Genomic DNA, 25,477 nt, shown 5'->3' on the forward strand with positions numbered 1-25,477 from the left:
CGGTCGTGAATGTCTGCTAAAACCCGGTCGCGACCCTGGGCGGCTTCGGCTCGGCGGTGTCGAGCACCAGCTCGGCGACGCGGTGGCGATGCCCCTCCGCACTTCCCAGCAGGGCGGCATCGGTGGTCGCCCGCTTGAGATAGAGGTGTGCCTGGTGCTCCCAGGTGAAACCGATGCCGCCATGGACCTGAATGGTGTCCGCGGCGATACGACTGAAGGCCGCCGAGGCGACGGCCTGGGCGATGCTGGCCGCCAACGCCGGGTCATCGGAGCCGTCCCCGATGGCCCATGCCGCGTGATAGGCGGTCGAGCGGGCATGCTCCAGGTCGACCATGCCCTCGGCCAACCGGTGCTTGACCGCCTGAAACGAGCCGATGGGCCTACCGAACTGCAACCGCGACGTCGCGTAGGCCACCGACAGGTCGAGCAGATGCTCCGCGGCACCGACCTGCTCGACGGCCAGCAGCGCCGATCCGACCTGCAGGGCGTGGGTGATCACCCGGTCGGCCTCCTCGGGCCCGGCCAGCAGCCGAGCCGGGGTGTCCTGCAATGCGATATCGGCCTGTGGCCGGGTCAGATCGAGGGTGACCAACGTCGTACGTGACACACCATCGCCGGTGGCGTCCACGGCGTACAACGACACCCCGTCAGCGCCCCGTGCCGCGACGAGCAACTCGTCGGCGTCGTCACCGTCCACGACGCGGGCGACGGTGCCGGTGAGGCGGTCGGTCCCCGAGACGGTGACGGCGGCCGGGTCGAAGGCGCCCGCCCGGTCGGGCACCGCGAACGCAGCGGTGCGGGCCCCCTCGATCAAGGCGCCCAGCAGCTCGTCACGCGCGGCCCCTGCCCGTGCCGCCACCAGCGCCGGGATCGACAGGTAGACCGTCCCGAACAGTGGTCCGGTGGCCAATGCCGCACCCAATTCCTCGACCGCGATGGCCTGGTCGACCAGCGTGCCGCCGAATCCGCCGTCGGATTCAGGCACCGTGAGGCCGAGCACGCCGAGCTCGGCGCCGAGCCGCCGCCAGACCGCCCTGTCGAACCGCGGCTCGCGTTCCATCTGTGCCCGGGCACTGGCCTCACCGAAGTTGTCAGCGGCGAACTTCCTTACCGCGGAACGCAACTGAGCCTGCTCATCGGAGAACACGAACTCAGCCTTGCCACGGGGCTGATCCGTAAACTCCTCAGCCGTGTTGTCGGGCTGATCCGTGAACTCCTCAGCCGTGTTGTCGGGCTGATCCGTGAACTCCTCAGCCGTGTTGTCGGGCTGATCCGTGAACTCCTCAGCCACGCGGAATCTCCTTCCACGGCATGCCCGCATCAGCGCGCAGATCCCCTGGCAATCCCAGGATTCGTTCGGCCAGGATGTTGCGCATCACTTCCGATGTCCCGCCTTCGATGGTGTTGGCCTTACTACGCAGGAAACGCTGCTGGACCGGACCCCGCCAGTCACCGTCGTCATCGCGTTCGAGCGCGTAGCTGTGATACAGGATGCCCTCGGCGCCAAGCAGATCCATGCACCACACATAGATGTGCTGATTGAGTTCGGCGCCGACGAGCTTGCCGATCGACCCCTCCGGGCCGGGTCCGCCGACGCTCGCGGTCGCTCGCGAGCGCTGTGCCGTGAGTCGCTGCGCCTCCGAGCGCAACCACAATTGCGTCAACCGGTCGCGCAGCACCGGGGTGTGCAGGTCTGGGCGCGCCGCCCACAGCCCGACAGCCTCGGAGATGGTGCCCGCACCGCGCCGTGATCCGCTACCGCCCAGGGCGCTGCGCTCGTTCATCAGTGTCGTCATCGCGACACCCCAACCGTTGCCGACCGCCCCGAGTCGATGCGCATCCGGGATGCGGGCGTCGGTGATGTAAACCTCGTTGAACTCCGCCTGCCCGGTGAGTTGACGCAGCGGTCGGGTCTCCACACCGGGGGCGTGCATGTCCAGGACGAAATAGGTGAGCCCCTTGTGTTTGGCGACCCCGGGATCGGTGCGAGCCAACAAGAGACCCCAGCGCGCGCGGTGGGCCAGGCTGGTCCACACCTTCTGGCCGTTGATCACCCACTCGTCACCGTCGGGCACCGCCGAGGTGGCCAGGCCGGCCAGATCGGAGCCGGCGCCGGGCTCGGAGAACAGCTGGCACCAGATGTCCTCGGTGCTGGCCAGCGGCCGCAACCAGAACCGCTTGAGCTCATCGGATTGCGCGTGTTCCCGCACGGTCGGTGCGGCCATCCCGTAGCCCATCGGATTCAGCCCCAGGGGCATCGGCCCGCCGGCACCCTGCAGGATGGCGTCGGCGACAGCCTGCAGTCCTCGAGACACCCCCATGCCGCCCAGGCCCTCCGGGAAATGCACCCATGCCAGACCGGCGTCGTAACAGGCGGCCAGGAACCGCGGGACGGGCACCACCTTGGGGTCGTGCTCTTCGACGACTCGCCTGGCACGTTCGGCGACCCGTTCGGCATCTGCTGTCGCGCTCATGAGCCCACCCTAGGCAAGAGTGATCGACGTCACGTATGCGGGTCGACCAACCGGTGGGGGAGGATGGCCCTCATGCATGTGACCGCGCACGCCACCGTCGACACCGAGATCCAGAAGGTATGGGACACCCTGACCGACCACTTGGGCATGGCCGGCTGGGGACCCGGAATCAGCGTCACCCTGGGCCGCCCGGGCGCCCCCGAGCCCAACGGACTCGGGGCCGTGCGCCGGATCAGCACACCCGGGCCGGGACCGGACATCGTCGAAGAGGTCACCACCTTCGAGGCACCCCATGTCTTCGGTTACAAGGCGCTGTCGGGCACGCCGTTCCCCGGCTACACCGGCGAGGTGCGGCTGAGCCCGTCCGGGACCGGGACGCGGATCGACTACACGATCGGCTCGACCGCCTCGTTCCCGCTCGTCAAGGCGCCGCTGGCGGCCATCGCGCAGGTGCTTCTGCGCCTCCTGGTGCGCGCCGCGTCGCGGGCCTGACGGCGATACTGCTACCTGTTCTGCGGACCGTTCACGCCGTAATCGAAGACCCGGGTGGCTTCTCCGACCGCCACGGTGGCCGCGGTCATGTCCAGCGGCTGCAGGGCCACCTCGATGAACACCAGGCGATCGGTGTCCGCCGCCGCGGCGAGTGCGTCCTGTAGTTCGGAACGCGTGGTGCAGACCGCGGTCAACAGCCGGTCGTCATCGATGCCGAATGCCCGCGGCACGTCGGGGTAGGCCCAGTTGGCGACGTCGTTGTAGGCCGCGGTGGCCCCCAGGATCGAGCGCTCGATGGTGTACCCGCGATTGTTGAGCAGGAATATCACCGGCGCGAACCCGTGCCGGATCACCGAGGACAGCTCCTGGGCCGTCACCTGGAACGAGCCGTCGCCGGTGCACAGCACATGCCGTCGGTCCGGTTGGGCGACCAGGGAACCGAACAGGGCGGGAAGCGCATATCCGATCGAGCCCCAGCTCGATTGGTTGATATAGCTGACCCCTTCGGGCAGCGACATCCCGACGGTGTTCTGGGCCGAGGTGCCGGTTTCGGCGACCAGCACATCGCCGGGGCGCAGGAACCGTGCCAGCTGCCCGAAGAAGAACTCTTCGGTGAGTTCGCCACCGTGGGTCTCGGCTGCCTGCGGCCGCGGCGCTTCCTGCCACCACCGGGGCCCGGCGGCAGGATCGACCGAATCGAGAACCGCTTCGATGGTCGTGCCGTAATACACGGCGCTGTCCGATATCTGGGTGTATGTGGGCTCCAGCCGCACGACCGACCTGCCCGCGAAGTCCAGTGTGAAACACGCGGTGGTGACATCGGAAGTGGTGAAGCCGCAGGTGATCACCAGATCACTGTCGTCGAAGATGGCCTGACCCGCGGCGCCGGGCAGCATGCCCTGGTACTGCTCGGCCGTCGGATCGGCGTAGTGCACGGTGGGCAAAGTGCAGAAGTACGGAATGTCCCGCTGGGCGCAAAAACGCGCGATCGCGGGCAGGGCGCCCCAGCGCACGGCGGACGCATCGAACACCAGGACCGGCCGCTGCGCCCGGGACAACATCTCGGAAAGCTGCTCGGCCGCCGCCAGAACTTCCCGGTGCGCCGGTTCGGCGTCGCTGACGGTCAATGCTCCGTCGGGAGTGGGGATGTCGACGTGGGTCAGATCCGAGGGCAGTTCGAGGCGGACCGGCCGACGCGCCCGGAACGCCGTCCGGAGCGCATGGTCGATGACATCGACAGCGTTATCGGTCGAGATCGTCGCCGAGTACTCGGTGAACTCGGCGAACGCGCGATGGACGTTGCGATAACCGCCGTCGAGCAGGCTGTGGTGCAACGACTTACGATCATGCACCGCGTGCGCGGGCGGTGCGCCGGAGATGTGGATGAGCGGTATGTGTTCGCAGTACGCGCCGGCCACCCCGTTGAGCGCGCTGAGACAGCCCACGCCGTAGGTGGTGATCAGCACGCCCGGCTTACCCGAGCGTGCGTAACCGTCGGCCGCATAGGCGGCATTGAGTTCATTGCAGTTGCCCATCCAGCGCATCGTCGGATGCGCCTCCAACTGCTCCAGGAACGACATGTTGTAGTCACCCGGCACACCGAAGGCGTGTGTGGTGCCGACCTCGGCCAGCCGGCGAAGCAGGAACTCTCCGATCTTCATACGACACTCCTTGCGATGCTGCGGCCCGCGGCGCGGCCGGTGAACAGGCAGCCGCCGACGAATGTGCCCTCCAGGGAACGATGGCCGTGAATACCGCCTCCACCGAACCCGGAAACCTCGCCCGCGGCGTAGAGGCCTTCCAGAACGGTCCCGGTCTCGGTCAGCACGCGGCCCTGAAGATCGGTTTGCACCCCGCCCAACGTCTTTCGCGTGGTGATGTGCAGCTTGACCGCGATCAAGGGGCCGGCCTGCGGATCCAGGATGCGCCCCGGCCTGGCGACGCGGAAACGGTCGGGCCAGTAGCGGCGGGCGTTGTAAATGGCTGCGAACTGGGGGTCTTTGCTGTAGCGGTTACCCACCTGGGAGTCGCGGGCGGTGACTTCCCGTTCTAGGGCAGCAGGGTCGACGGCCATCCGGGCGGCCAGCTCTCCGATCGTGGTCGCCTGCACGAAATCCGTTCCACGATCGAGGAACTCCTTGGCGAAACCGCCCAATCGAGGACGCAGCAGACCGCGTATGGCTGCCAGTGGGTGCTTTCCGGTGATGGCCGGATTGAGCTCCTGGCCGGACATCGCGAACTCCTTGGCGAAGATCTCAGCGTTCATCACCAGCCATGAGTGGGTGTGCCCGGAGGCCATCATGTATCGGACGGCCCCCACGGTGTCGAAGTTCGGGTACAGCGGGGGAGGTAGTCGGATGCCCGCACCGTCGAGCCACAGCGCCGACGGGCCTGCGGTGACATGGATTCCGTGATTGGGCCAGATCGGATCGATGTTGGTGACGCCATCGGGATAGAACCAGAGCCGGTTCTCGTTGGCGATCTTCGCCCCCGCCCGTTTGGCGACGGCGATCATGGATCCGTCGACGTAGGCGGGATTCCCGCAGAGCATATCGTCGGGGTAGGTGCCGAAGCTCTCGGTGAACAGCTGGCGCACCAGCGTCGGGCTGCCACCGACACCGCCGGTCGCCAACAGCACAGCGCTTGCGGTGGCGCTGAATTCGCCCACCGCGGTCTCGCTCGAACGCGTGCCACGCCGATGTGCGGACGATTCGAGCACTGTTCCGTGGACACCGGTGATGCGGCCGCCGGTGGCGTCCAGACCGGTCACGCGGTGGCGGAACAACCGGGTCACCAGACCGCGCGCCTGGGCGTCGAGCACCCGGCGGGCGAAGACATCGACCAGCCCCGGGCCGGTACCCCAGGTGATGTGGAAGCGCGGCACGCTGTTTCCGGACCCGAGTGCGCCGTGCCCGCCCCGTTCCGGCCAGCCCGGAAGCGGGAATGCGCGCCAGCCCAGTCCGCGCAGCCAGCGCCTCTTCTCGCCTGCGGCGAAATCGACATAGTGCTCGGCCCACTGCCGTGGCCAATGATCATCGTCGCCGTCCGAGAACTGCGCCGAACCCAGCCAGTCCTGCCACGCGAGATCGCGCGAATCCCGGATACCGCACAATCGTTGTTCGGGGGTGTCGACCATGAACAGGCCCCCGAACGACCAGTAGGCCTGACCGCCGAAGTCGATGGGCCCTTCTTGGTCCAGCAGCAGGACGCGTCTGCCCGCCTCGACGAGTTCGTGGGTGGCGACCAGACCTGCCAAACCGTGGCCGACCACGATCACATCGGCGGACGGCGGCGTCATGGGATGCGGGTCTCCGGTCTGTTGTCTGTTCCCGGGACAGTACCGACCGCGATGCCCCGGTGCGGGTGGAATGCGACGCTCGGCTGCCTCGCGTGCCCCGCCGTTGGCGCCGGCTCGGGTGTCCGCACCGACATAGGCGCGGGTTCAAGAGTGTGTCCGCCGACATTGTCGGCCGGGCCACGTCACCCGCATCGTGTTCTCGTGACGACCATCACAGGAACTCGACTCGCCAGAATTGCCGTCGCCCTTGCCTCGGCGCTGACCATCGTGGCTGCCACGGCGTGCTCTGCCGGCCTCGGTGGTCCAGCCTCGTCCCGCTCGGCCCAGGACGGTGTCATCCGGTTCACCTTCGCCCCCGACCCGATCTGGGACTACATGCACGACATCGGGGTCATCGACGAATGGGAACGTGACACCGGCTATTCCATCGAGACCAGCGCCACCTGGGACGAATTCGGGCTGTTCGCCGGAGGACACGCCGACATCATCTCCTCGGCCTCCTTCGAAGTTCCGGCCCTGGAGGAACAGACCCAGCGCGAGACCGTCATCATCGGCCGCTACAACGCCGAACGCAGCCGCATCCTGGTCCGTGCCGACGACCCAGCCCGGTCGCTGGAGGATCTGCGGGGTCGACGGATCGGCGTCTTCACCACCGTGTCGGGCACGTTGGTATGGAGTGCGCTCGTCCAACGGATGCACGGTATGAACCTTGTCGATGCGGGTGAGCGCCCCAGCGATGTCGATGTCGTGGTCGCCGATATCCAGAACCTGTCGAATCTTTTGGCGCGCGGTGAGATCGACGCCTGCATCTGCTACCCCGACCTGTCGGCGCGGGAACTTCGTGACGGGTCGGTACGGGCACTCTACGACGGCAAGTCCTCGGCCGACCTCTTCGCAGAACTGCAGGCACCCGGCCACGACGGTCCGATGGGCAACGTCTTCGTCGCCCGCAGCGACTGGGTGGACGGGCACCCCGGCGAGGTGGCGGCATTCCTGGACCTCTGGGATCGCGGACTCGCCGAATGGCAGGCGCATCGCGACGACATGATCGAGCTGTACCCGCAGCATTTCGCCGTCTCCTCACCCGAGGACATCGAGTTCATGAAGGCCTATGTGGCCCAGCATGACTGGGTGGTCGACGACGTCCGCTTCGATCAGCAGTGGGCCGATGACGAGAGCTCGATCTTCGATCTGATGCGCACCACCGGGGTCATCGGTGACGACATCGCCGACCCGCAATTCCACGCAACCCAAGGAGCCCAGCAGTGACCCAGACCGTCACCGAGCCGATGCGGCCCGCCGTCCGGCGTCCCGTACGCGTGCCGCCCCAGCACCGGCGTTGGCTGGTCTCCGGCCTCGCGCTGCTGTGCGCGCTCGGTGTGTGGGCGCTTACCGCGGTGGTCGTCAATGATCCGATCCTGCCCAACCCCGCCGATGTGGCCGACCGGGTGATCGACATCATCTCCTCCGGCGCGGCCCTGACCAACTTCGCCGCCAGCATCGCCAAGATCGCCGCGGGTTTCGCGATCGCAATGGTGGCCGGCCTGGTGATCGGATTCGTCATGGGCCGTTCGGAATTCATGACCTCGTACTTCTCGCTGCCACTGTTCGTGCTGGGCAATATGCCGGGCCTGACCTACGCGGTGTTCGGTCTACTCATCTTCGGTGTGGGCGCCGGCGGCCCGGTGGTGGTGTCCGCGCTGGTCGCCACGCCGTTCATCGCGATCAACGTCGCCGAGGGCGTGCGGTCAGTGGACGGCAAGCTGCTCGCCATGTGCGGGGCGTTCGACCGTAGCCGCACCGATATCCTGCGCCACCTCTACCTGCCGGCACTGACGACCTTCGTCTTCGCCGGTGTCCGGTACGGATTCGCCATGGCCTGGAAGGTCGAGGCGCTCACCGAGGTGTTCGGCGCCAGCAACGGCGTCGGCTTCATGATCCGCAAGGCCTACCAGGAGTTCCAGGTCGACGACATGCTCGCCTGGACCGCGCTGTTCATCGTCACCATGGTGCTCGTCGAGCGCGGCCTGGCCCACCTGGAAACCCGGTTCTTCGCATGGCGCAAGGAGATCGCATGACCACCATGACCGTCCGGCAGTTGCGTTCCCAGACCAGCACGGCCGCAGCGGTACTCGCCGCCATCGCCACCATCATCGGTGCCTGGCAGCTGGCCGTGGTGTTCGGCAACCGGGTGCCGTCGGTGGCCGACAGCATCGGTCGGCTCCGGTCCGAGGCCGCCATCGGCGAACTGTGGACCAATCTCGCCATCAGCATGAACCGCTTCCTGCTCGGACTGGTCGCGGCACTGATCGTGGGAGCCGTGATCGGGGTGCTGATGGGCCTGTCCCGAGTTCTCGATCTGGCCTTCTCCGATCTCAATGCCGCGGCCCTGGCGATACCGGCGGTGATCTGGGCGCTGCTGACCACCATGTGGTTCGGCTTCGGCTGGTTGACCCCGGTGGTGACGGTCTTCCTGTCCGGACTGCCGTTCGTGATCGTCAACATCGCCAAGGCCACCCGGGCGGTACCGGTCGACCTGGTTCTCATGGCGCGGGCATTCGGGGTGTCCCGCACCCGGGCGCTGCGCGAGATCGTGGCCCCCGCTGTCGCCGGATCCACCGTGGCCGCAATCAGATTCGCCATCATGAGCGCCTGGAACGGCCTGCTTCTCGCCGAGTGGTTCGGCGCCACCTCGGGCGTCGGCTGGCGATCTCGCTACTGGTATGACGCCAACCAGCTGGACGGCTTCCTGGCCTGGGTGCTGGTCTTCATCCTGTTGCTCGTCATCGCCGATCTGTTGGTCCTCGGACCCATCGAGCGTTACGCCACCCGCTGGCGCACCGCCTGACCACCCGCCCATTCACAGCAAGGAAACATCATGGCCTCCATCGAAATCCAGAATCTGGTCAAGGAGTACACCGACCGGCGTGGCGACGTCACCCGCGTCATCGACGGTGTGGACCTGACCATCTCCGGTGAGACATTCGTATCGGTTGTCGGACCATCCGGAAGCGGGAAGACCACGCTGCTCAACATCGTCTCGGGGATCGAGACGCTCACCTCGGGCAGCGTGCGGTTGCGCTCGGGCGCCGAGGAGGCCCGCGTCGGCTACGTGTTCCAGGACCCGCGACTGCTACCGTGGCGTACCGTTATGGCCAACCTCGGCTTCGTCCAACACGAACGCGACGGGTGGCAGCAGCGTGCCGAGCACTATCTGGATCTGGTCGGACTCGGCCACTGCGGCAACAGGTTTCCCGCGCAGCTGTCCGGTGGTCAGCAACAGCGGATCGGGATCGCCCGAGCATTCGCCGTGGAACCCGATGTGCTGCTGATGGACGAACCGTTCAGCCACCTCGATGCGATGACCTCGCGGACGCTGCGCGAGCACCTGGAACGGATCTGGCTGGAATCCCGACGCACGGTCATGTTCGTGACCCATGACGTCACCGAGGCCGTGCAGCTTTCCGATCGGATCGTGGTGCTGGCGCCGGGCGGACGCATCCACGAGGTCATCGATGTCGATCTGCCCCGACCCCGCAGAGCATCCGACCCGGCGGTCGCCGTGCTGCAGGCCGAGGTGCTTGCCCGCTTCGAGTTGCTCGAAGCAATGGCACCGGCCTGAGCAGGCGCGTGGGCGAACTCAGTGAGTCAGTGCTCGGGTCACGCCCGCCGCCACGACCTTCTTAGCCACCGGGTGCTTCTGCCGGCGTGACGCGCCGCGCTTGCGGCGGACCACCAGCAGGGCAACGACGGCCAGGCCGGCGACGACCGCGATCGCGACACGGGAATCGGCCTTGTCGGCGACGACCTGCTTCACCTCGCCGGTCTTCTCGGCGACGGCCTGCCTGGCATCCTGAGCCTTCTCGGTCACCGCCTCCTTGGCGTCTTCGGCCTTCTCGGTGACGGCCTGCGCAGCGTCCTCGGCCTTGTCCGCGACCGCGTCCAGGCCCTGCTTGACCTGCGCGGTCGCCTTGTCCGCGGCGCCTTCGGCCTTCAGGTCGTCACTCCCGGCCAGATCGCCGGCGGCTTCCTTGGCGCGGCCCGCGATCTCTTCTGCCTTGTTGCTGATATCTGCCATGATGGCGTCCTTTCTCGCTTCGTTGCTGACTGTTGGTCGTCACGAAGCGGCGAAAGCGCATGCGTTGTGGGCGGTGAGGATGCTCACAGCCCGGACAGGTTTAGCGGATCCTCGGGATCTCGGCGTTGATCCGGTGCAGTAGCGCCGGATAGCGTTTGGCTTCCGGGTGGCCACTGGGCTTGCCGCTGCTGATCACCGCCACCGACAGCGCGCGCTGCGGGTCGGCCCACACCGCGATATCGGTCAGCCCGGTGTGCCCGAAGGCAGCACCGGCATCTTTGCCGAACGGTCCGAATCGCTTGGAGCCCAGCATGTAGCCGGTGCCCCAGCGCATCGGTTGCAACCCCGTCGCGAGATCCGGGCGCAACCGCCGGGCTTCCGCCGTGGCTTGGCGCAAGGTGTCTTCGGACAGGACGCGGTGCCCGTCGAGTTCTCCACCTCGGACCAGGATCTCGGCGAATCGGGACAACTCGAATGCGTTGGAGACGGTGTTCGAGGACGGGATGACACCGGTGAGGAATTCGGGGGTGTTGGAGAACGGGATGATCTGCTGTGGGGTACCTCCGACAGCCGTCTTGAATGCCTTGGCAATCGGCGCGGGCAACGGTTTACCCGTCACATGACTCGGCGCTACCAGCGGAACGTCCTGGGGCGCAACACCATAATTCGTCCAGCGGAAACCGAGCGGCTCGAGGATCTCGTCGGCGAGGATATCGCGGATGCTGCGTCCGGTGGCCGCCGAGATGATCTCACGCATCAGCGGACCCCAGGTCACTCCATGGTAGATGTGGACCAGACCGGGCCGGTACACCGGCTTCATCCGGCCGAGCATCTCGCGCGCGTACTCGCTGTCGTCCATCCGCTTCAGATCGGGACGCGGCCCGGTGGCGAACGGGATGCCGGCGCTGTGGGTCAGCGCATGCCGAATGGTGGTGCGGTCCTTGCCATGACTGGTGTAGTCGGGCAGGTAGTCACACACGCGATCCTCGAGGGAGAAGGCACCGCGTTCGACCAGCATGTGGGTGACGGTGGTGGTGATCGCCTTGGCGGCGGAGTACACGCAATAGGGCGTATCGGTGCGGACCGGGATGCGCTCGGCATCGACGGGATCGTGCGGGCCGTTACCCCAGGCATGTCCGATGGCGCGGTTGAGGATGACCTTGGAGTTGCGGCGCAGGCAGACCTGGATGGCCGGGTGCATGCCCGCCCGATACCAGTGCGTCGCAGCATCCCAGATGCGTTCCACCGCAGCCGAATCGACCTCGTCGGTGTCCTCGGGGCCCCGGTCGGTGATCGCGTCGAGGTCGTCGGGTACCCGGATCCGGCCCTCGTGAACGCTCACGGGGCGTCCTTGCGCAGTACCGCGGACAGGTGGTGCTGCAGTGGTTGGCCGACGGCGGCCATCTGGACGGTGTAGCTCAGCTCCTCACCGCGCAGTGTGAAGGTGCGCGCCATGGCGCTGACATCCTTGGCCGACGACGACCGTCCGATGGTGGAGGTCATCGTCATGGTCAGCGCACCGTCGTCGCCGATCTGCAACGGACCCTCCATCACCTCCACGATGCCGGTGGGGTGCGCCAACACCCATTCCACCCGGCCGGGCTCCGGTATCCGGATGTAACCGGTCTCGGCGTGCAGCGGTCGTCCGTCGGCGCGCGACCGCGTGTGCTGGTTATAGGACAGGAACGGTTTCCCGACGTGACCGAAGGTGATCGACTCCTGGTACTCGAACGACGGAATGGTGGGGTACTCGCCCGCGCCGGGGCCGGCCCAGATGCCCAGCAGAGGCTCCAGGACGGTCATCGCGGGATGCAGGTCGACCATGTTCGTCACCCTACGTCGTGATCTACTTGCGCCGATATGAGCCAGCATGATCAGCCCCTCGTCGCGCCCATCGAGCGCCCGCACCCGGCCCGCTCCGACAAGGCCCGCTACCCGGTGACCGGTGTGGCCATCGCCCGCTACGGTGATGTCGACGCCAATGGACACGTGAACAACCTTGCTTTGGAGTCACTGCACGAGACCGCCCGCGCGGAGTTCAACCAGCAGATTTTCCCCGACATCTACCGGCCGGTATCGCGCAGCGTCCGTCTCGTGTCGGCCAGCAACGTCGTGCACTTCCTCAACGAGGTGCACTGGCCGGCCACGATCGAGACCGGGCTGGGTATCGGAAAGCTCGGCCGCACGTCCTATGTGGCGTCCACCGCCCTGTTCATCGGCCAGACCTGCGTCAGCCTGTGCGACACCGTGCTGGTGATGCTCGATGACGACGGGCCCACCCCGATCCCCGACGAGGTGCGCGCGCAGCTCGGCAAGTATCTGTTGGGCTGAGACACCGATGGCCGTGGACCCTTTCGGGTCCACGGCCATGCGCGTGTCCGAGATGCTTACAGCGCGGCGTCGGCCTCGCTGAGGGCGGCATCCAGGATGGCCAGGCCCTCGCGGACCTCGTCATCGGTGATGTTGCAGGCCGGAACGGCGTGGATGCGGTTGAAGTTCGCGAACGGCAGCAGTCCGCCGGACTTGCACGCCGCGATGACCGCGTTCATGGCCGGGCTCGATCCGCCGTAGGGCGCCAACGGTTCCCGCGTCTGCTGATCGGCCACCAGCTCGACGGCCCAGAACACACCGAGGCCGCGCACCTCACCGACACAGCGGTGTTTGGCCGCCAGGTCGCGCAGGCCGGGACCGAGCACATCGGCGCCGATGCGCTTGGCGTTGGCCACCATTGCCTCGTCCTCCATCGTGTTGATGGTCGCGACCGCGGCCGCGCACGCCAGCGGATGGCCGGAGTAGGTCAGCCCACCGGGGTAGGCGCGGTCGGCGAATGTCGCGGCGATCTTCTCGCTGATCGCGACGCCGCCCAGCGGGACGTACCCGGAGGTGACACCCTTGGCGAAGGTGATCAGATCCGGTGTCACGTCGAAGTTCTGGATGGCGAACCACTCGCCGGTACGGCCGAATCCGGCCATCACCTCGTCGGCGATCATGACGATGCCGTACTTGTCACAGATCTCCCGCACGCCGGCCATGTACCCGGGCGGCGGCACCATGATGCCCGCGGTGCCGGGCACCGACTCGAGGATGATCGCGGCGAACGACGTCGCACCCTCGTGCTGGATGAGCCGCTCCAGGTACTCCAGAGCGCGCTCGGATTCCTGCTGCTCGTTCTCGGCGTGGAACGACGAGCGGTACAGGAACGGTCCGTTGAAATGCACGACGCCGGCGCTGGCGTAATCGTTGGGGTAACGACGCGGGTCACCGGTCAGGTTGATGGCCGTGTCGGTGCCGCCGTGGTACGAACGGTAGCGCGACAGCACCTTGTACCGGCCGGTGTGCAGCCGGGCCATCCGCACGGCGTGCTCGACGGCGTCGGCCCCGCCGTTGGTGAAGAAGATCTTGTTGAGATCGCCGGGCGTGCGCTCGGCGATCAGGCGGGCGGCCTCCGAGCGTGCATCGTTGGCGTGCTGCGGGGCGATGGTGCACAGCTTGGCCGCCTGCGCCTGGATGGCCTCGACGACCTTCGGATGCTGATGCCCGATATTGGTGAACACCAGCTGACCCGAGAAGTCGAGCAGCTTGTTGCCCTCGCCGTCCCAGACATAGGAACCCTCGGACGCGACGATCGTCATCGGCTTGATCTGTGCCTGCGCGGACCAGGAGTGGAACACGTGGGCGCGGTCGAGTTCGTAGGTGCGGGCGGCTTCGGCGCGGGCCTCGTCGACGGTCAGACCGTTCGGCAGCGTCGCGATGTCAGGGGTGGTCGTCATAGGTCCATCTTTCACTCAGTGCGGCGGCGGTGGGTAATGGATTCCCGGGCGAGCGTGCGTGGACGTGAGAGCACGGCGTTTCAGGGTGTGGACACGCACGCTCGCCGGGGTGGGGGTCAGGCGTTCTCGGGGAAGCCGAGGTTGATGCCGCCATGGGAGGGGTCCAGCCAGCGGCTGGTGATGGCCTTGGCGCGGGTGAAGAAGTTCACCCCTTCGGTGCCGTGGGCGTGGCTGTCGCCGAACAGCGAGGCTTTCCAGCCGCCGAAGCTGTAGTAGGCCATGGGGACGGGGATGGGGACGTTGATGCCGACCATGCCGACCTCGACCTCGTTCTGGAAGCGCCGGGCGGCGCCGCCGTCGTTGGTGAAGATGGCGGTGCCGTTGCCGTAGGGGTTGGCGTTGATCAGCTCCAGGGCCTGGTCGTAGCTGTCCACCCGCAGTACCGACAGGACGGGGCCGAAGATCTCGTCGGTGTAGACGCTCATGTCGGGGGTGACGTTGTCCAGCAGGGTGGGGCCCAACCAGAAACCATCGGCACCACCGTCGGCGTGGACATTGCGGCCGTCGACGACGACCTTGGCGCCGTCGTTCTCGCCGGCGTCGATATAGGAGGCCACCTTGTCGCGGTGGGCCTTGGTGACCAGGGGGCCCATATCGGAGTCCTTGGTGCCGTCACCGATCTTCAGGCCGGTGGTGCGTTCGGCGATCTTGGCGACCAGGTCGTCGGCGATCGGGCCGACGGCCACGGCGGCCGAGATGGCCATGCAGCGTTCCCCTGCGGAGCCGAAACCGGCGTTGACCATGGCGTCGGCGGCCAGGTCCAGGTCGGCGTCGGGGAGGATGACCGCGTGGTTCTTGGCCCCGCCGAGGGCCTGGACGCGCTTGCCCGCGGCGGTACCGGTGGCGTAGACGTACTGCGCGATCGGGGTGGACCCGACGAACGAGACGGACTTGATCTTGGGGTTGGTCAGCAGTTCGTCGACGGCGGTCTTGTCGCCTTGGAGGACGTTGAACACACCGTCGGGCAGCCCGGCCTCGGCCCACAGTTGGGCCAGCCACAGGGAGGCCGACGGGTCTTTCTCCGACGGTTTGAGCACGACGGTGTTGCCGGTGGCAATGGCGATGGGGAAGAACCACATCGGGACCATGGCGGGGAAGTTGAACGGCGAGATGATCGCGACCGGGCCGAGGGGCTGGCGGATGGAGTAGACGTCGACCTTGGTGGAGGCGTTTTCGGTGAACCCACCCTTGAGCAGATGCGGTATGCCGCAGGCGAATTCGACGACCTCCAGACCGCGGGAAACCTCGCCGAGGGCGTCGGAGACGACCTTGCCGTGCTCACTGGTGATGATCTCGGCCAGTTCACCCTTGCGGGCGTTGAGCAGTTCGCGGAAATTGAACAGCACCTGGGTGCGCTTGGCCAGCGAGGTGTCGCGCCAGGCCGGGAACGCCGCGGCGGCGGCGTCGATGACCGTGCGGGAGTCTTCGACCGAGGCCAGGGCGACCTGACCGGTCACCGCACCCGAGGCCGGGTTCGTCACGGGCGCGGTCTGCCCCGAGGTGCCTTCGAAGAAGGTGCCGTTGAGCCAGTGCTGAATGGTGGCCTGCATCGCGATGCGCTCACTTTCTGTGGGTGGTCACTCCAGTGTGGAACTCCGGGCGCACCATGACCCCGACAAAATGTCTCCGATTTCCCCCAACTAGTTACAGTGTGTAAATGGACCTGACGGTCTCGGATGTCATCGGCCTGTCGGCGCTGCAGCGTGGTGAGCCCGAGGTACTGAGTGCGCGCCGCTTCGACGAGCCGATCCGGTGGGTCCACGTCAGCGATATCGCCGATCTGTCCGCCCTGGTGCAGGGCGGTGAGCTGGTGCTCACCACTGGCGCCGCACTGCGCGCCGATCCGCGGCGCTATCTGCAGGGCATGGCCGCCGCCGGCGTGCTGGGGGTCGTCGTCGAACTCGGTACCGCCGTGTTGCCCCTCGACGCCGGGCGCTACGCCGAGGAGTTCGATCTGGCATTGGTCGCCCTGCATCGCGAGGTGCGCTTCGTCGAGATCACCGAGGCGGTGCACCGGATGATCGTCACCGACCAATTCGATCGGGTCGACTTCGACAGACGCGTGCACGAGACGTTCACCGACCTCAGCATGAAGCGCGCATCCGTCGAGGGCATCGTCGACGCCGCGGCAGGCATACTCGACGAACCCGTCGTCCTGGAAGATCTGGCGCACCGGGTGCTCGCGGTCGCCGGCGTCCCCGGCGGCGGGCCTACCGCCGCGTTGTTGCGGGACTGGGAACGGCGATCGCGCCGCACCGCAGAGACCGAGCACTGGACCACCACCGCGGTCGGCCCGCGCACCCAGGAGTGGGGACGTCTGATCGTGCCGCGCCGCTCCGTCGACGCGTCGCGAACCCAGATGGTGCTGGAGCGCGCCGGCGTCGCTCTGGCGCTGCACCGGATGATCGAACGGGACCGCTCCGGGCTCACCCACCAAGCCCAGACCGGATTGATCGACGATGTGTTGCGCAGTCGAATCACCGACGAGTCCGAGGTCGCCGCCCGCGCGCACGCACTGGGCCTGCGATCCTCGGCCAGGTACGTGCCCGCCGCGGTACGCATCGACCGACCCGCACCGACCACCGATCCGGTTGTGGGACAACGCCACAACATCTCGCTGCTGGACACGGTCATGCACGCGGTGAACGCCTCCGGCCACACCGGACTGTTCTCCGTACGGCGTGCCGGTGAGATCTGGATGGTGTTGTCGCTGAGCGTCACCCAACCCGCCGAGAGTGCGCTGAGTGCGTTGGGTGCCGAGTTGCGTCGTGAGATCCGCCGCGTCGAGGGCGTGCCGGACAGCGCACTGGCAGTGGGAGATTCGGTCAATCGGGTGATCGATGCGGTGTACGGGATGGGGGAGGCCGCTCACATCGCCGAGGTGGCACTGGCCATGAACGAGGCGCGTCGCCCGTATTACCGCGCCGCCGATGTCCGATTGCGCGGACTGATCGCGTTACTGCGCAGCGATCACCGCGTGCAGGCCTTCGCCGAGAGTGAGCTCAAAGCTCTGCTGGCCGGCGATCAGGCCACCATCGCCGTGCTCGGCGAGTATCTGAGGTTGGCAGGCAATAAGGCAGCGGTGGCCGCGCGACTGCACATCAGCAGGCCCGCGCTGTACAAGAAGCTCGCCGCGATCGAGACTGCCCTCGGCGTCGACCTCGACGACGGTGAATCCCGCACCTCACTGCACGTCGCGATGATGGTGCTCGATGCTCAGCGCCTGGGCCGCCCCGTCGAGATCAGCACCGAACCGACCCACGCCGAGATCGTCGATCCCTACACCTGACGACGGCCAACCGATGACGGCGTGCGGACGGGCGACATACTGTGGCCCAGAATGTCGAGAACCGCCCCAGCAGAGGAGCACAGCCGTGTCGGATGACGATCTCGCGGACTTCGACCGCACCGAGTTCACCCACGACGGCAAGACCCGTACGGTGTTCCGCAAAGGCAGCGGCCCCGCGGTCATCGTGATCGCCGAGATGCCCGGGATCACCCCCAAGGTCGCGGCGTTCGCGCGGCAGGTCGCCGAGCTGGGCTGCACCGCCGTACTGCCCCACCTGTTCGGTGTGCCGGGCAGGGACCCCAACGCGGGCAAGCTGGCCGGGTTAAAGGCGCTGGCCACCTCGATGGTGCCGGCCTGCATCAGCAAGGAGTTCACCACCTGGGCCACCGGCCGCACGTCACCGGTTGTCGGCTGGTTGCGCGCGCTGGCCCGTGCCGAGCACACCCGCTGCGGCGGTCCGGGGGTCGGCGCGGTGGGCATGTGCTTCACCGGTGGTTACGCCCTGGCGATGGCCACCGACGAGATCCTGCTCGCACCGGTGCTGTCCCAGCCGTCGATGCCCATAGCGCTGACCGCCGCGCAGAAGAACTCCATCGACATCTCGCCCGCCGACCTGGAGATCGTCAAGGGTCGATGCGCCCGGGGTCTGAAGGTGCTGGGCCTGCGCTTCGACTCCGACACGATGGTGCCCGCCCAACGATTCGATTTCCTGCGTGAACAACTCGGCGACGGATTCATCGCGGTGGAACTCAGTGGCTCGGACGCCAATCCCGACGCGATGATGTCGGCCCATTCGGTGCTCACCGAGCACCTGATCGACAAGCCGGGTACCCCGACACGGGCCGCGCTGGACCAGGTGCTCGAGCTGTTCCGCAGCAGACTGCTGGCCGGCTGAGCCGGGCCAACCGTCAGGCCGAGCGCTCGATCTCCGGGCGATCGTCGGGATCATCGCCGTCGGTGCTGGCCAACGCGGGGGACAACAGCAGCCGGAATTGGTTCCCGCCGGACTTGCGCGCCTCGTACATCGCCCCGGTACCGATGGTCAGCAACTCGTCGAGCACGTCATGAGAGGCCTGGTCGGTCAGCGGCTTGAGTGGCGTGCTGACAACGCCGAGGCTGGCGGTCAACTGATACGGCGCCGACTTGATGGTGCCCAGGATCCGCTCGGCCAGCGGGGTCGGGTCTGGGGTGGTGAACACATCGGCGACCAGATACTCCGCATCACTCTGGTGACCGATCACCGCATCACCACGTACCGTCTCGCGCAATCGTTGTCCGATGGCGACCCGGGCACGGTTACCACCCGCCTTGCCGGACATGGCGGTCAGCAGCGAAAAGCTGTCCAGATTCACCACGATCAGGATCAGGTACCGATCGTCGTGGCGACTGCGCGATCCGATCAGTGTCGCGACGCTGTCGTAAAAAGCCTCGCGATTGAGCAGACCGGTCAGCGGTTCGATCTCACCGTGCGGTTTCTCCGATCCGATCAGCCGAAGCACCAATTCGCATGCGAAGACCATGAATGCATTGATCAGCGCCACGAACAAGACGCTGGCCACTGCGAGACCGTAGTCGATCGACACCAGCCGCCAGGCCAACACGATCAGGGTCGCCAACTGGACCACCCAGATCCCGATGAGCCATCTCAGCGAATGGAAGATGACGGCGTAGCCGGTGGTCACGGTGAACGCCACCGAGCCGAGCAGGCCGAGCACCGGATCGGGATCGGAGACACACGTTGCGGCGATCAGTACGGTCCCGGCGACCAAGCACACCTGGGACTGCCACCTGGCCGGCCAGTCCGAGCGCGACCACATGAGCACCATCGCGGTGCACACCACCAACAGCACAATCGCCAGGGCGAACCGGAAAGAATGTTGCAGGCCGGAACTCAACGCCGTCACCAGCACCGAGATGACACCCAGCGAGCCGATGAGCGCGGCGACGACCCGTGAGGTCGCCACCTGAAGATCCCTGGCGGCCAGATATGCGGTCAGCCAGTCATAATGATCGCGCTGGTCACGCCCGTGAAGCATAGCGAACGGTACCAAAATTCAGCGCGGCTAACCTGAGGTCTATGGCCTTCTCATGGAACCCTGCTCGGCTCGGCGATATGACCGGACAGACGGTGATGGTGACCGGAGCCACCAACGGTGTCGGGCTGGCGACAGCGGCGGCTCTGGCCGGCGCCGGCGTACATGTGGTGATGGCGGTGCGCAACACCGAACTCGGCGCTCGACGCGCCGAGGAGATCGGGGGCCGCACCACGGTGGTCCGACTCGATCTCGCCGACCTGTCGTCGGTGCGGGGCTTTCCGGCCCGCCTCGACGAGGCAGGTATCGACAGCCTCGACATCCTGATCAACAACGCGGGCGCGCTGTTCCAACACCGCACCGACACCGCGGACGGATTCGAGGCGACCATCGCCACCAACCTGTTGGGCCCGTTCGCGCTGACCAACCTTCTCCTCGACCGCGTGCGATCGCAGATCATCAACGTCGGTTCCCAGGCACACGAGTCGGCGACCCTGCGGCTGTCGGACATGCACCTGCGCACCAACAAGTGGACCGTGATGGGCGCCTACGCGGCGTCCAAACTCGCTGTCATGCTGTGGGGCCTCGAGCTCGATCGCCGGCTGCGCGAAGGCGGATCGCCGATCACCAGCCAGCTCACCCACCCGGGCTGGGTCGACTCCAATCTGCCTGCGCTGTCGGACACCCCGGTGATGAAGCTCGTGGCCCGCGGGGTGAAGCTGGTGGCCGGCCCATTGGCCAACGATGCCGCGGCCGGGGCGGCGACCACGCTGTACTGCATCACCGAACCGATCCCGCCGGGCAGCTATGTCGGCGTGGACGGCCGATTTGGTCTCAAGGGTGTGCCGGTGCTCATCGGCCGATCCGTCCAGGCCTGTGACTACGCCGCCGCGGCGCGACTGGTGCAGTTCGCAGAACAGGAGACGGGTACCACCCTCGCCATCCGTTAGTGCGCCGATAACGGCGCCGTCACCTGCCGATGCCACAGTGGTGGCCGTGACGGCCGAAACGGTGCCCGGCGGTCGGGTCGAACGTTTCCACCGGTTCTGTGCCGGAGTCGTCGCGCGGCTGCCGTGGGGCCTGAGTTCGGTTGTCGCGCCGACCTTTCTGGGCTTCGCGTTGATCGCCGGATTCACCTTCAGCATCGACATGGCCCTGCTCACCCTGCTCTACAGCGGCATGGATGCGCCGCTACCGGTGGCGTTGACGATCGGCTATGTCTGTGCGTTCGCGCTGGCCTACATTCTCAACCGCACGCTGAACTTCCGGTCCCACGCCACCGTCGGTCCACAGCTGGCGGTGTATGTCGCGGTGGTCGCGATCAACTACCTGTTGTTCATCGTCGCGCTGCCGACCTCGTTGGTCGCCGCGGGACTTCAGTATCACCTGGCCCGATTGGCGGCGGGCTGCTGCGAGGCGGCGTTCATGTACAGCGCGATGCGATGGGTGGTGTTTCGCCGCTGAGATGGCGGTCCCGGGCGCAGAATGAGCGCCATGACCCTGGGGCGTAGGCAGATGTTGGTCGGGAGCACGATGGCGGTCGGTGCGCTGGGCGCGGCTGCCGCGTGTGGATCCGGGGACACTCCCTCGGCCGCCCCGCAAGCGCCCAGCGAGTCGGCCGAGAACACCGAATTGGCCAAGACCGCCGACGTACCGGTCGGATCGGCACTCGTCGTCGACGACGTCGTGCTGACCCAGGCGCAACCCGGTCAGATCCGGGGTTTCTCGACGGTATGCCCGCATGCCGGATGCGCGGTGTCCAAGGTGACCGGAGCGGAGTTGATCTGCCCTTGTCACGGAAGCAGTTTCGGTCTCGACGGTGCGGTGATCACGGGTCCGGCGCGCGGACCGCTCACCCCGGTCGATGTCGTGGTGCGGGGCGATTCGGTCGTCAGGGGGTGAAACGTCGTTACGATCAGCGCCTGTGACAGACGATGCGGGCGACCGGGGAGGCGCCGAGGCGCCGGTTCCCTGGTACGAGGAATCCTGGGCGGTCGTCAGCGCCGGGGTGGCCGGCGTGCTGGCCATCGGCGTGCTGATCTATGCGGTGCTGAACACCGCGGAGAGCTCGGTCGAGCCCACCGGCGGGCCCCAGGTGTACCCGGACACCAGCATGTCGCGCACCACTTCGCCGACGACATCGCGGACGACGAGCTCCCGGACCACCACAACCACCACGACCACCACCACCGAGACGACCACGACCGAGACGACAACCACAGCGACGACCACGACGACCGACAACACCACCGACACGACCACGGAGGAGAACCCGTTCTTCGTCGACCCCTTCCAGACGACGACGGCAACCTCCACCACGTCCACCGGCGAGGGCTGACCGCGAGGGGTTCGATTCGCTCAGGACGGGAACGTCTGACAGAATCGGCCCCGAGGGGAGTACTCCTGCGCTGCGGTGTCGTCATCACGTCGTCCACATTTGGACGACCGGTGCCGCGGGCCCGCGTCGTGTTGCGCAGGCGGAAGAGACCTCGGCCGTTTTGTCGACGACCGGAGGCTCCGTATCTATGAACGTGTCCACCCTCGAGTGGGGCATCACCCTCGCCGTCACCCTTGGCATCCTGCTGGTGGATGTGCTGGTGCTCGGCAGGCGGCCCCACGAACCCTCCACCAAGGAAACCTCGATCGCGCTGACGTTCTACGTCTGCCTTGCGATCGCCTTCGGAATCTGGACCTGGACGTTCCACGGCAGCCAGTACGGTGTCGAGTTCTTCGCCGGATGGCTCACCGAGTACAGCCTGTCGGTGGACAACCTGTTCATCTTCTTGATCATCATGGCCAGCTTCAAGGTGCCGCGGATCTACCAACAACAGGCGTTGCTGGTCGGCATCATCCTGGCGCTGATCTTCCGCGGCATCTTCATCGCCCTCGGCGCCGTCGCCATCGAACAGTTCTCGTGGGTGTTCTACATCTTCGGCGCCTTCCTCATCTACACCGCCATCAAGCTGGCCAAGGACACCGATCACGACGACGATGGTGAGAACGGTGTGGTGCGGTTCGCGCGCAACTACCTGAACACCACCGACAAATGGCACGGGCTCAAGCTCACCGTCAAGGAGAACTCCAAGCGCGTCATCACCCCGATGTTCCTGGTGATCATCGCGCTGGGCACCACCGACCTGCTGTTCGCCCTGGATTCGATCCCGGCCATCTACGGCCTTACCCAGGAGCCCTACCTGGTCTTCACCGCCAACGTGTTCGCGCTCATGGGTCTGCGCCAGCTGTACTTCCTGCTCGGCGATCTGCTCAAGCGGCTGGTCTACCTGTCCCAGGGGCTGTCGTTCATCCTCGGCTTCATCGGCGTGAAGCTGGTGCTGCATGCCCTGCATGAGAACGAGCTGCCGTTCATCAACGGCGGCGAGCCCGTGCACGTGCCTACCATCCCGACGCTGGCCAGCCTCGGCGTCATCATCGTCACGCTCGTCATCACCACCGTCGCCAGCCTCTACAAGACCAGGGTCGTCGACAAGAAGAACGACGAGCCCTCGGAGCAGAAAACGGATTAAGCAGTTCGGACGACCCGCGATCCGCCGCTCAGCAAACTTTCTCGGAGTAGCATCCGGCGAAATGGTTGTTCCGAGCGAGCGGAGCCGGGTTGTCCAGAACACGTGTCGTGGGCCTCGCTTCGGCGTTGACCCTTGCGGTCGGACTGTCGCCGGCGGCCCCGGTGCTGGCGGCCAGCACCTACTACCTTGAGGGCACCCGGATCGGTAACACCACCGGGCACCAGTCACCGCAGGATTTCGTCACCGATATGCGCTCCGGCGCAGGACTGGGCCCGCCGGGTGATTTTCGGCAGGTGGACTACCCCGCGGCCATCGGTCCGTTCTCCTCCGGTGGCCTGCAGGACCCAACCTGGAACACCTCGGTCGGCCGCGGATTGGCCAACCTCGGCGAGCAGCCCGTCGCCGGTGACACGGTCTTCGGCTACTCGCAGGGTGCCGTGGTCGCCTCTGCCTACAAGGGCGGCCATCTGGCCAACGGCGTCAACTACGTCCTCGTCGAGAATCCAGGCCGGCCCAACGGCGGGATCATGGCCCGGTTCGGCGGTTTGTACGTGCCGCTGCTGGACATCACCTTCAGCGGTCCGACGCCGGTGGTGCGAGACCCGCTGCCGGGAGCCGGATCCACTGTCGACATCGCCCGCCAGTACGACGGGTGGGCGGACTTCCCGACCTATCCGCTGAACCTGCTGGCCACCGCCAACGCGATCCTCGGCATCATCTATCTGCACGGCGGAACCCAGGATCTCGATGCGACCGCGCTGTCGAGCATCGACACCGGTGACCCGCGCTACTACCAGCAGCACGGTGACACCACCTACTACTTGATCCCGACCGAACGCCTGCCGCTGCTGATGCCTCTTCGCGGCCTACTGCCGGACGTGCTGCTCGACGCGGTCGAGCGGCCGCTACGGGCACTGGTCGAACTCGGCTACGACCGGTCCGACTACAGCAAACCGACCGGAGCCCAGCTGCTTCCGCCACTCGGCGCGATCTTCGGGCCACAGGGTTCTGCGCAGCCGGCGCCGGTAACGCCCGAGCCCGAACCCGAGCCGGTGGCCGATGCCACCGCCGTGAATTCGCCGGCCCCGATCATCGAGCAGACCGGTCGGCTGCGTGCCGGGTTCGGTGCGCGGGTGAACACGACCGCCCGCGATACCGAATCGCTCGATGACACCGACCTGGCGGACCCGACAGGCCCCGATCCTCACGACACGGATCACGCGGGGGATCGCGGTATCGAGGTGCGCACGCCGGAAGAACCCGAACACACCGATGCCACGCCGGGTCCGGTCGTGCTCGAGGCGCCGGGCGGGGACTCATCGAGCGGGCCATCGGGTGCGGACACGGCACCGGAGCCGTCGACCGAAGAGCACTAGCAGCGGCCCCGGCGCCGGCGGTCGCCACCACCTAGGGTGGTGGCGTGACGATGAGGCCGCGCCGGTGATCGACCAGCTGCTCGTCGTCGTGTTCGCGTTGTGCGCAGCCATTTTCGCCGCCATCGGCATCGTGGTACGTCAGCGTGCCACCCTCGACGTACCCGAGGAACACGGTGTCAGCACCGTCATGTTCGCGACCCTGTTGCGGCGTCCGCTCTGGTGGGCCGGGACGGCGGCGGCCGTGGCGGGCTTTGTCTTCCAGGCGTTGGCGCTGGACAACGGATCGCTCATCGTCGTCCAACCCCTGCTGGTGTCGGCGCTGTTGTTCGCGCTCCCCCTCAGCGCGCGGTTGGCGCACCGGCGGGTGACGCGCGGCGCCTGGATGTGGGCGCTGCTGCTCACTGCATCACTGGCGGTGTTCGTGCCGTTGGCACATCCACGGGTCAACGAACAGGTGGCTCCGGCACCGACGGTTGCCGCCGTCATCGCCGCCTGCTCGGTGCTGGTGATCGGGTGCGTGCTGTTCGCGGTGCGCCATGCCGGATGGAAGCGTGCCGTGCCACTGGCGGTCGCGGTCGGTGTGATGTTCGGTCTGGTCGCCGTGTTGACCAAAATCCTGATGTTCATGCTGGACCGCGGAAGTGCCGCTGCGGTGTTGGCGACGCCGGTGCCCTATGCCCTTGTCGCGCTGGGAGTGTTCGCCACGCTGCTGCAGCAGTCGGCATTCCACGCCGGATCGTTGCAGACGTCGGTGCCGACCATGGTCGTGGTCGAACCGATCGCCGCGGTGCTGTTCGGCGTGTTCCTCCTCGGCGAGACACTCAACGCGAATTGCTGGGAGACGGTGGTGCTGACCGTCGCCGTCCTGGCCATGACCGCGGCCACCATCGCGCTGGGTCGTGACGAGGGCGCCTACGAGGAGCGGTTGGAAGCCCAGTCACACCGATCCTGATAGCGTCCAGCGTTTTGTCAGGAAACCCGCAGGTTGAGACGGTGGGGCATATCTTTAGTTTTGCTAACGTTGTACGCGGTGGTCGGTGAGGACGACGAGGTCCCCGGCCGTTGCCATACGTCGTGAGTAGA

25 protein-coding genes are annotated in these 25,477 nt (G+C 66.8%); 15 read left to right on the forward strand and 10 right to left on the reverse strand.

What is annotated here, in order from left to right; genetic code table 11:
- Window positions 1-16 precede the first annotated feature (16 nt).
- Together PGN27_RS15210 and PGN27_RS15215 are read right to left on the reverse strand one after the other, a co-directional pair.
- Window positions 17-1,291: an acyl-CoA dehydrogenase family protein gene (locus PGN27_RS15210; protein WP_335326862.1), complete on the reverse strand. Its 1,275-nt coding sequence runs from the start codon at window positions 1,289-1,291 to the stop codon at window positions 17-19.
- Window positions 1,284-2,474 carry an acyl-CoA dehydrogenase family protein gene (locus tag PGN27_RS15215; protein WP_335326863.1) on the reverse strand — a complete coding sequence of 397 codons (1,191 nt, stop codon included), beginning with the start codon at window positions 2,472-2,474 and terminating at the stop codon, window positions 1,284-1,286. The genes PGN27_RS15210 and PGN27_RS15215 overlap by 8 nt, the downstream gene beginning before the upstream one ends.
- A 72-nt stretch (window positions 2,475-2,546) precedes the next feature.
- On the opposite strand from PGN27_RS15215, the gene PGN27_RS15220 reads away from it, so the two are divergent.
- Window positions 2,547-2,966 (forward strand): SRPBCC family protein, encoded by a 420-nt coding sequence (locus PGN27_RS15220; protein ID WP_335326864.1) that lies wholly within the window; start codon window positions 2,547-2,549, stop codon window positions 2,964-2,966.
- An 11-nt stretch (window positions 2,967-2,977) separates the two neighbouring features.
- Here the strand turns inward: PGN27_RS15220 and PGN27_RS15225 are convergent, their stop codons facing one another.
- The gene (locus PGN27_RS15225; RefSeq protein ID WP_335326865.1) at window positions 2,978-4,627 is read right to left on the reverse strand and encodes an alpha-keto acid decarboxylase family protein; all 1,650 of its coding nucleotides are present in this window, start codon (window positions 4,625-4,627) and stop codon (window positions 2,978-2,980) included.
- The gene (locus tag PGN27_RS15230) at window positions 4,624-6,264 is read right to left on the reverse strand and encodes an FAD-binding dehydrogenase (protein ID WP_335326866.1); all 1,641 of its coding nucleotides are present in this window, start codon (window positions 6,262-6,264) and stop codon (window positions 4,624-4,626) included. Before PGN27_RS15230 ends, PGN27_RS15225 begins: the two co-directional genes overlap by 4 nt.
- Before the next feature lie 201 nt (window positions 6,265-6,465).
- Between PGN27_RS15230 and PGN27_RS15235 the strand changes: the two genes are divergently transcribed.
- From PGN27_RS15235 to PGN27_RS15250, 4 genes are read left to right on the forward strand one after another with little or no spacing between them, the layout of a single operon-like run.
- Entirely contained in the window at window positions 6,466-7,533 is a 1,068-nt protein-coding gene (locus tag PGN27_RS15235; RefSeq protein WP_335326867.1) for an ABC transporter substrate-binding protein, read from the forward strand.
- Window positions 7,530-8,342: an ABC transporter permease gene (locus tag PGN27_RS15240; RefSeq protein WP_335326868.1), complete on the forward strand. Its 813-nt coding sequence runs from the start codon at window positions 7,530-7,532 to the stop codon at window positions 8,340-8,342. The genes PGN27_RS15235 and PGN27_RS15240 overlap by 4 nt, the downstream gene beginning before the upstream one ends.
- Window positions 8,339-9,112: an ABC transporter permease gene (locus PGN27_RS15245; RefSeq protein ID WP_335326869.1), complete on the forward strand. Its 774-nt coding sequence runs from the start codon at window positions 8,339-8,341 to the stop codon at window positions 9,110-9,112. Before PGN27_RS15240 ends, PGN27_RS15245 begins: the two co-directional genes overlap by 4 nt.
- A 30-nt stretch (window positions 9,113-9,142) precedes the next feature.
- Window positions 9,143-9,886, forward strand: a complete 744-nt coding sequence (locus PGN27_RS15250; protein ID WP_335326870.1) for an ABC transporter ATP-binding protein — start codon at window positions 9,143-9,145, stop codon at window positions 9,884-9,886.
- Between the two features lie 18 nt (window positions 9,887-9,904).
- Here the strand turns inward: PGN27_RS15250 and PGN27_RS15255 are convergent, their stop codons facing one another.
- The 3 genes from PGN27_RS15255 to PGN27_RS15265 all read right to left on the reverse strand — a co-directional run bounded on the left by PGN27_RS15255 (window position 9,905) and on the right by PGN27_RS15265 (window position 12,166).
- Window positions 9,905-10,342, reverse strand: coding sequence for a CsbD family protein (locus PGN27_RS15255; protein ID WP_335326871.1), 438 nt, complete (start codon window positions 10,340-10,342; stop codon window positions 9,905-9,907).
- Between the two features lie 100 nt (window positions 10,343-10,442).
- Window positions 10,443-11,684, reverse strand: a complete 1,242-nt coding sequence (lipE, locus tag PGN27_RS15260) for a lipase LipE (RefSeq protein WP_335326872.1) — start codon at window positions 11,682-11,684, stop codon at window positions 10,443-10,445.
- Window positions 11,681-12,166: a peroxynitrite isomerase gene (locus PGN27_RS15265; protein ID WP_019514323.1), complete on the reverse strand. Its 486-nt coding sequence runs from the start codon at window positions 12,164-12,166 to the stop codon at window positions 11,681-11,683. The genes lipE and PGN27_RS15265 overlap by 4 nt, the downstream gene beginning before the upstream one ends.
- Window positions 12,167-12,202: 36 nt before the next feature.
- On the opposite strand from PGN27_RS15265, the gene PGN27_RS15270 reads away from it, so the two are divergent.
- The gene (locus PGN27_RS15270; RefSeq protein ID WP_335326873.1) at window positions 12,203-12,673 is read left to right on the forward strand and encodes an acyl-CoA thioesterase; all 471 of its coding nucleotides are present in this window, start codon (window positions 12,203-12,205) and stop codon (window positions 12,671-12,673) included.
- Between the two features lie 56 nt (window positions 12,674-12,729).
- Here PGN27_RS15270 and PGN27_RS15275 read toward each other — a convergent pair whose 3' ends face one another.
- Both PGN27_RS15275 and PGN27_RS15280 read right to left on the reverse strand, forming a co-directional pair.
- Entirely contained in the window at window positions 12,730-14,112 is a 1,383-nt protein-coding gene (locus PGN27_RS15275) for an aspartate aminotransferase family protein (RefSeq protein WP_335326874.1), read from the reverse strand.
- A 116-nt stretch (window positions 14,113-14,228) separates the two neighbouring features.
- The gene (locus PGN27_RS15280; RefSeq protein ID WP_335326875.1) at window positions 14,229-15,722 is read right to left on the reverse strand and encodes a CoA-acylating methylmalonate-semialdehyde dehydrogenase; all 1,494 of its coding nucleotides are present in this window, start codon (window positions 15,720-15,722) and stop codon (window positions 14,229-14,231) included.
- A 107-nt stretch (window positions 15,723-15,829) separates the two neighbouring features.
- Between PGN27_RS15280 and PGN27_RS15285 the strand changes: the two genes are divergently transcribed.
- The gene (locus PGN27_RS15285; protein WP_335326876.1) at window positions 15,830-17,461 is read left to right on the forward strand and encodes a PucR family transcriptional regulator; all 1,632 of its coding nucleotides are present in this window, start codon (window positions 15,830-15,832) and stop codon (window positions 17,459-17,461) included.
- An 85-nt stretch (window positions 17,462-17,546) separates the two neighbouring features.
- Window positions 17,547-18,356 carry a dienelactone hydrolase family protein gene (locus PGN27_RS15290; RefSeq protein ID WP_335326877.1) on the forward strand — a complete coding sequence of 270 codons (810 nt, stop codon included), beginning with the start codon at window positions 17,547-17,549 and terminating at the stop codon, window positions 18,354-18,356.
- Window positions 18,357-18,369: 13 nt separating this feature from the next.
- On the opposite strand, the gene PGN27_RS15295 is transcribed toward PGN27_RS15290, so the two are convergent.
- Window positions 18,370-19,497: a GGDEF domain-containing protein gene (locus PGN27_RS15295; RefSeq protein WP_335326878.1), complete on the reverse strand. Its 1,128-nt coding sequence runs from the start codon at window positions 19,495-19,497 to the stop codon at window positions 18,370-18,372.
- A gap of 41 nt (window positions 19,498-19,538) precedes the next feature.
- On the opposite strand from PGN27_RS15295, the gene PGN27_RS15300 reads away from it, so the two are divergent.
- From PGN27_RS15300 to PGN27_RS15330, 7 genes are all read left to right on the forward strand, one after another.
- Entirely contained in the window at window positions 19,539-20,444 is a 906-nt protein-coding gene (locus PGN27_RS15300; RefSeq protein ID WP_335326879.1) for an SDR family NAD(P)-dependent oxidoreductase, read from the forward strand.
- A 37-nt stretch (window positions 20,445-20,481) separates the two neighbouring features.
- Complete coding sequence (locus tag PGN27_RS15305; RefSeq protein ID WP_335326880.1) at window positions 20,482-20,958, forward strand: GtrA family protein; 477 nt, start codon at window positions 20,482-20,484, stop codon at window positions 20,956-20,958.
- A gap of 30 nt (window positions 20,959-20,988) precedes the next feature.
- A complete protein-coding gene (locus tag PGN27_RS15310) occupies window positions 20,989-21,396 on the forward strand; it encodes a Rieske (2Fe-2S) protein (protein WP_042509675.1) in 408 nt (135 codons plus the stop codon).
- Window positions 21,397-21,418: 22 nt separating this feature from the next.
- Window positions 21,419-21,832 carry a hypothetical protein gene (locus PGN27_RS15315; protein ID WP_335326881.1) on the forward strand — a complete coding sequence of 138 codons (414 nt, stop codon included), beginning with the start codon at window positions 21,419-21,421 and terminating at the stop codon, window positions 21,830-21,832.
- Window positions 21,833-22,019: 187 nt separating this feature from the next.
- On the forward strand, window positions 22,020-23,018 hold the full coding sequence (locus tag PGN27_RS15320; RefSeq protein ID WP_335326882.1) for a TerC family protein: 999 nt from the start codon (window positions 22,020-22,022) through the stop codon (window positions 23,016-23,018).
- Between the two features lie 89 nt (window positions 23,019-23,107).
- Complete coding sequence (locus PGN27_RS15325; protein ID WP_335326883.1) at window positions 23,108-24,394, forward strand: PE-PPE domain-containing protein; 1,287 nt, start codon at window positions 23,108-23,110, stop codon at window positions 24,392-24,394.
- A gap of 64 nt (window positions 24,395-24,458) precedes the next feature.
- A complete protein-coding gene (locus PGN27_RS15330; RefSeq protein WP_335326884.1) occupies window positions 24,459-25,346 on the forward strand; it encodes a DMT family transporter in 888 nt (295 codons plus the stop codon).
- Window positions 25,347-25,477: the final 131 nt, after the last annotated feature.

Origin of the sequence: Mycolicibacterium neoaurum (assembly GCF_036946495.1) — a bacterium.
Classification (GTDB): Bacteria; Actinomycetota; Actinomycetes; order Mycobacteriales; family Mycobacteriaceae; genus Mycobacterium; species Mycobacterium neoaurum_B.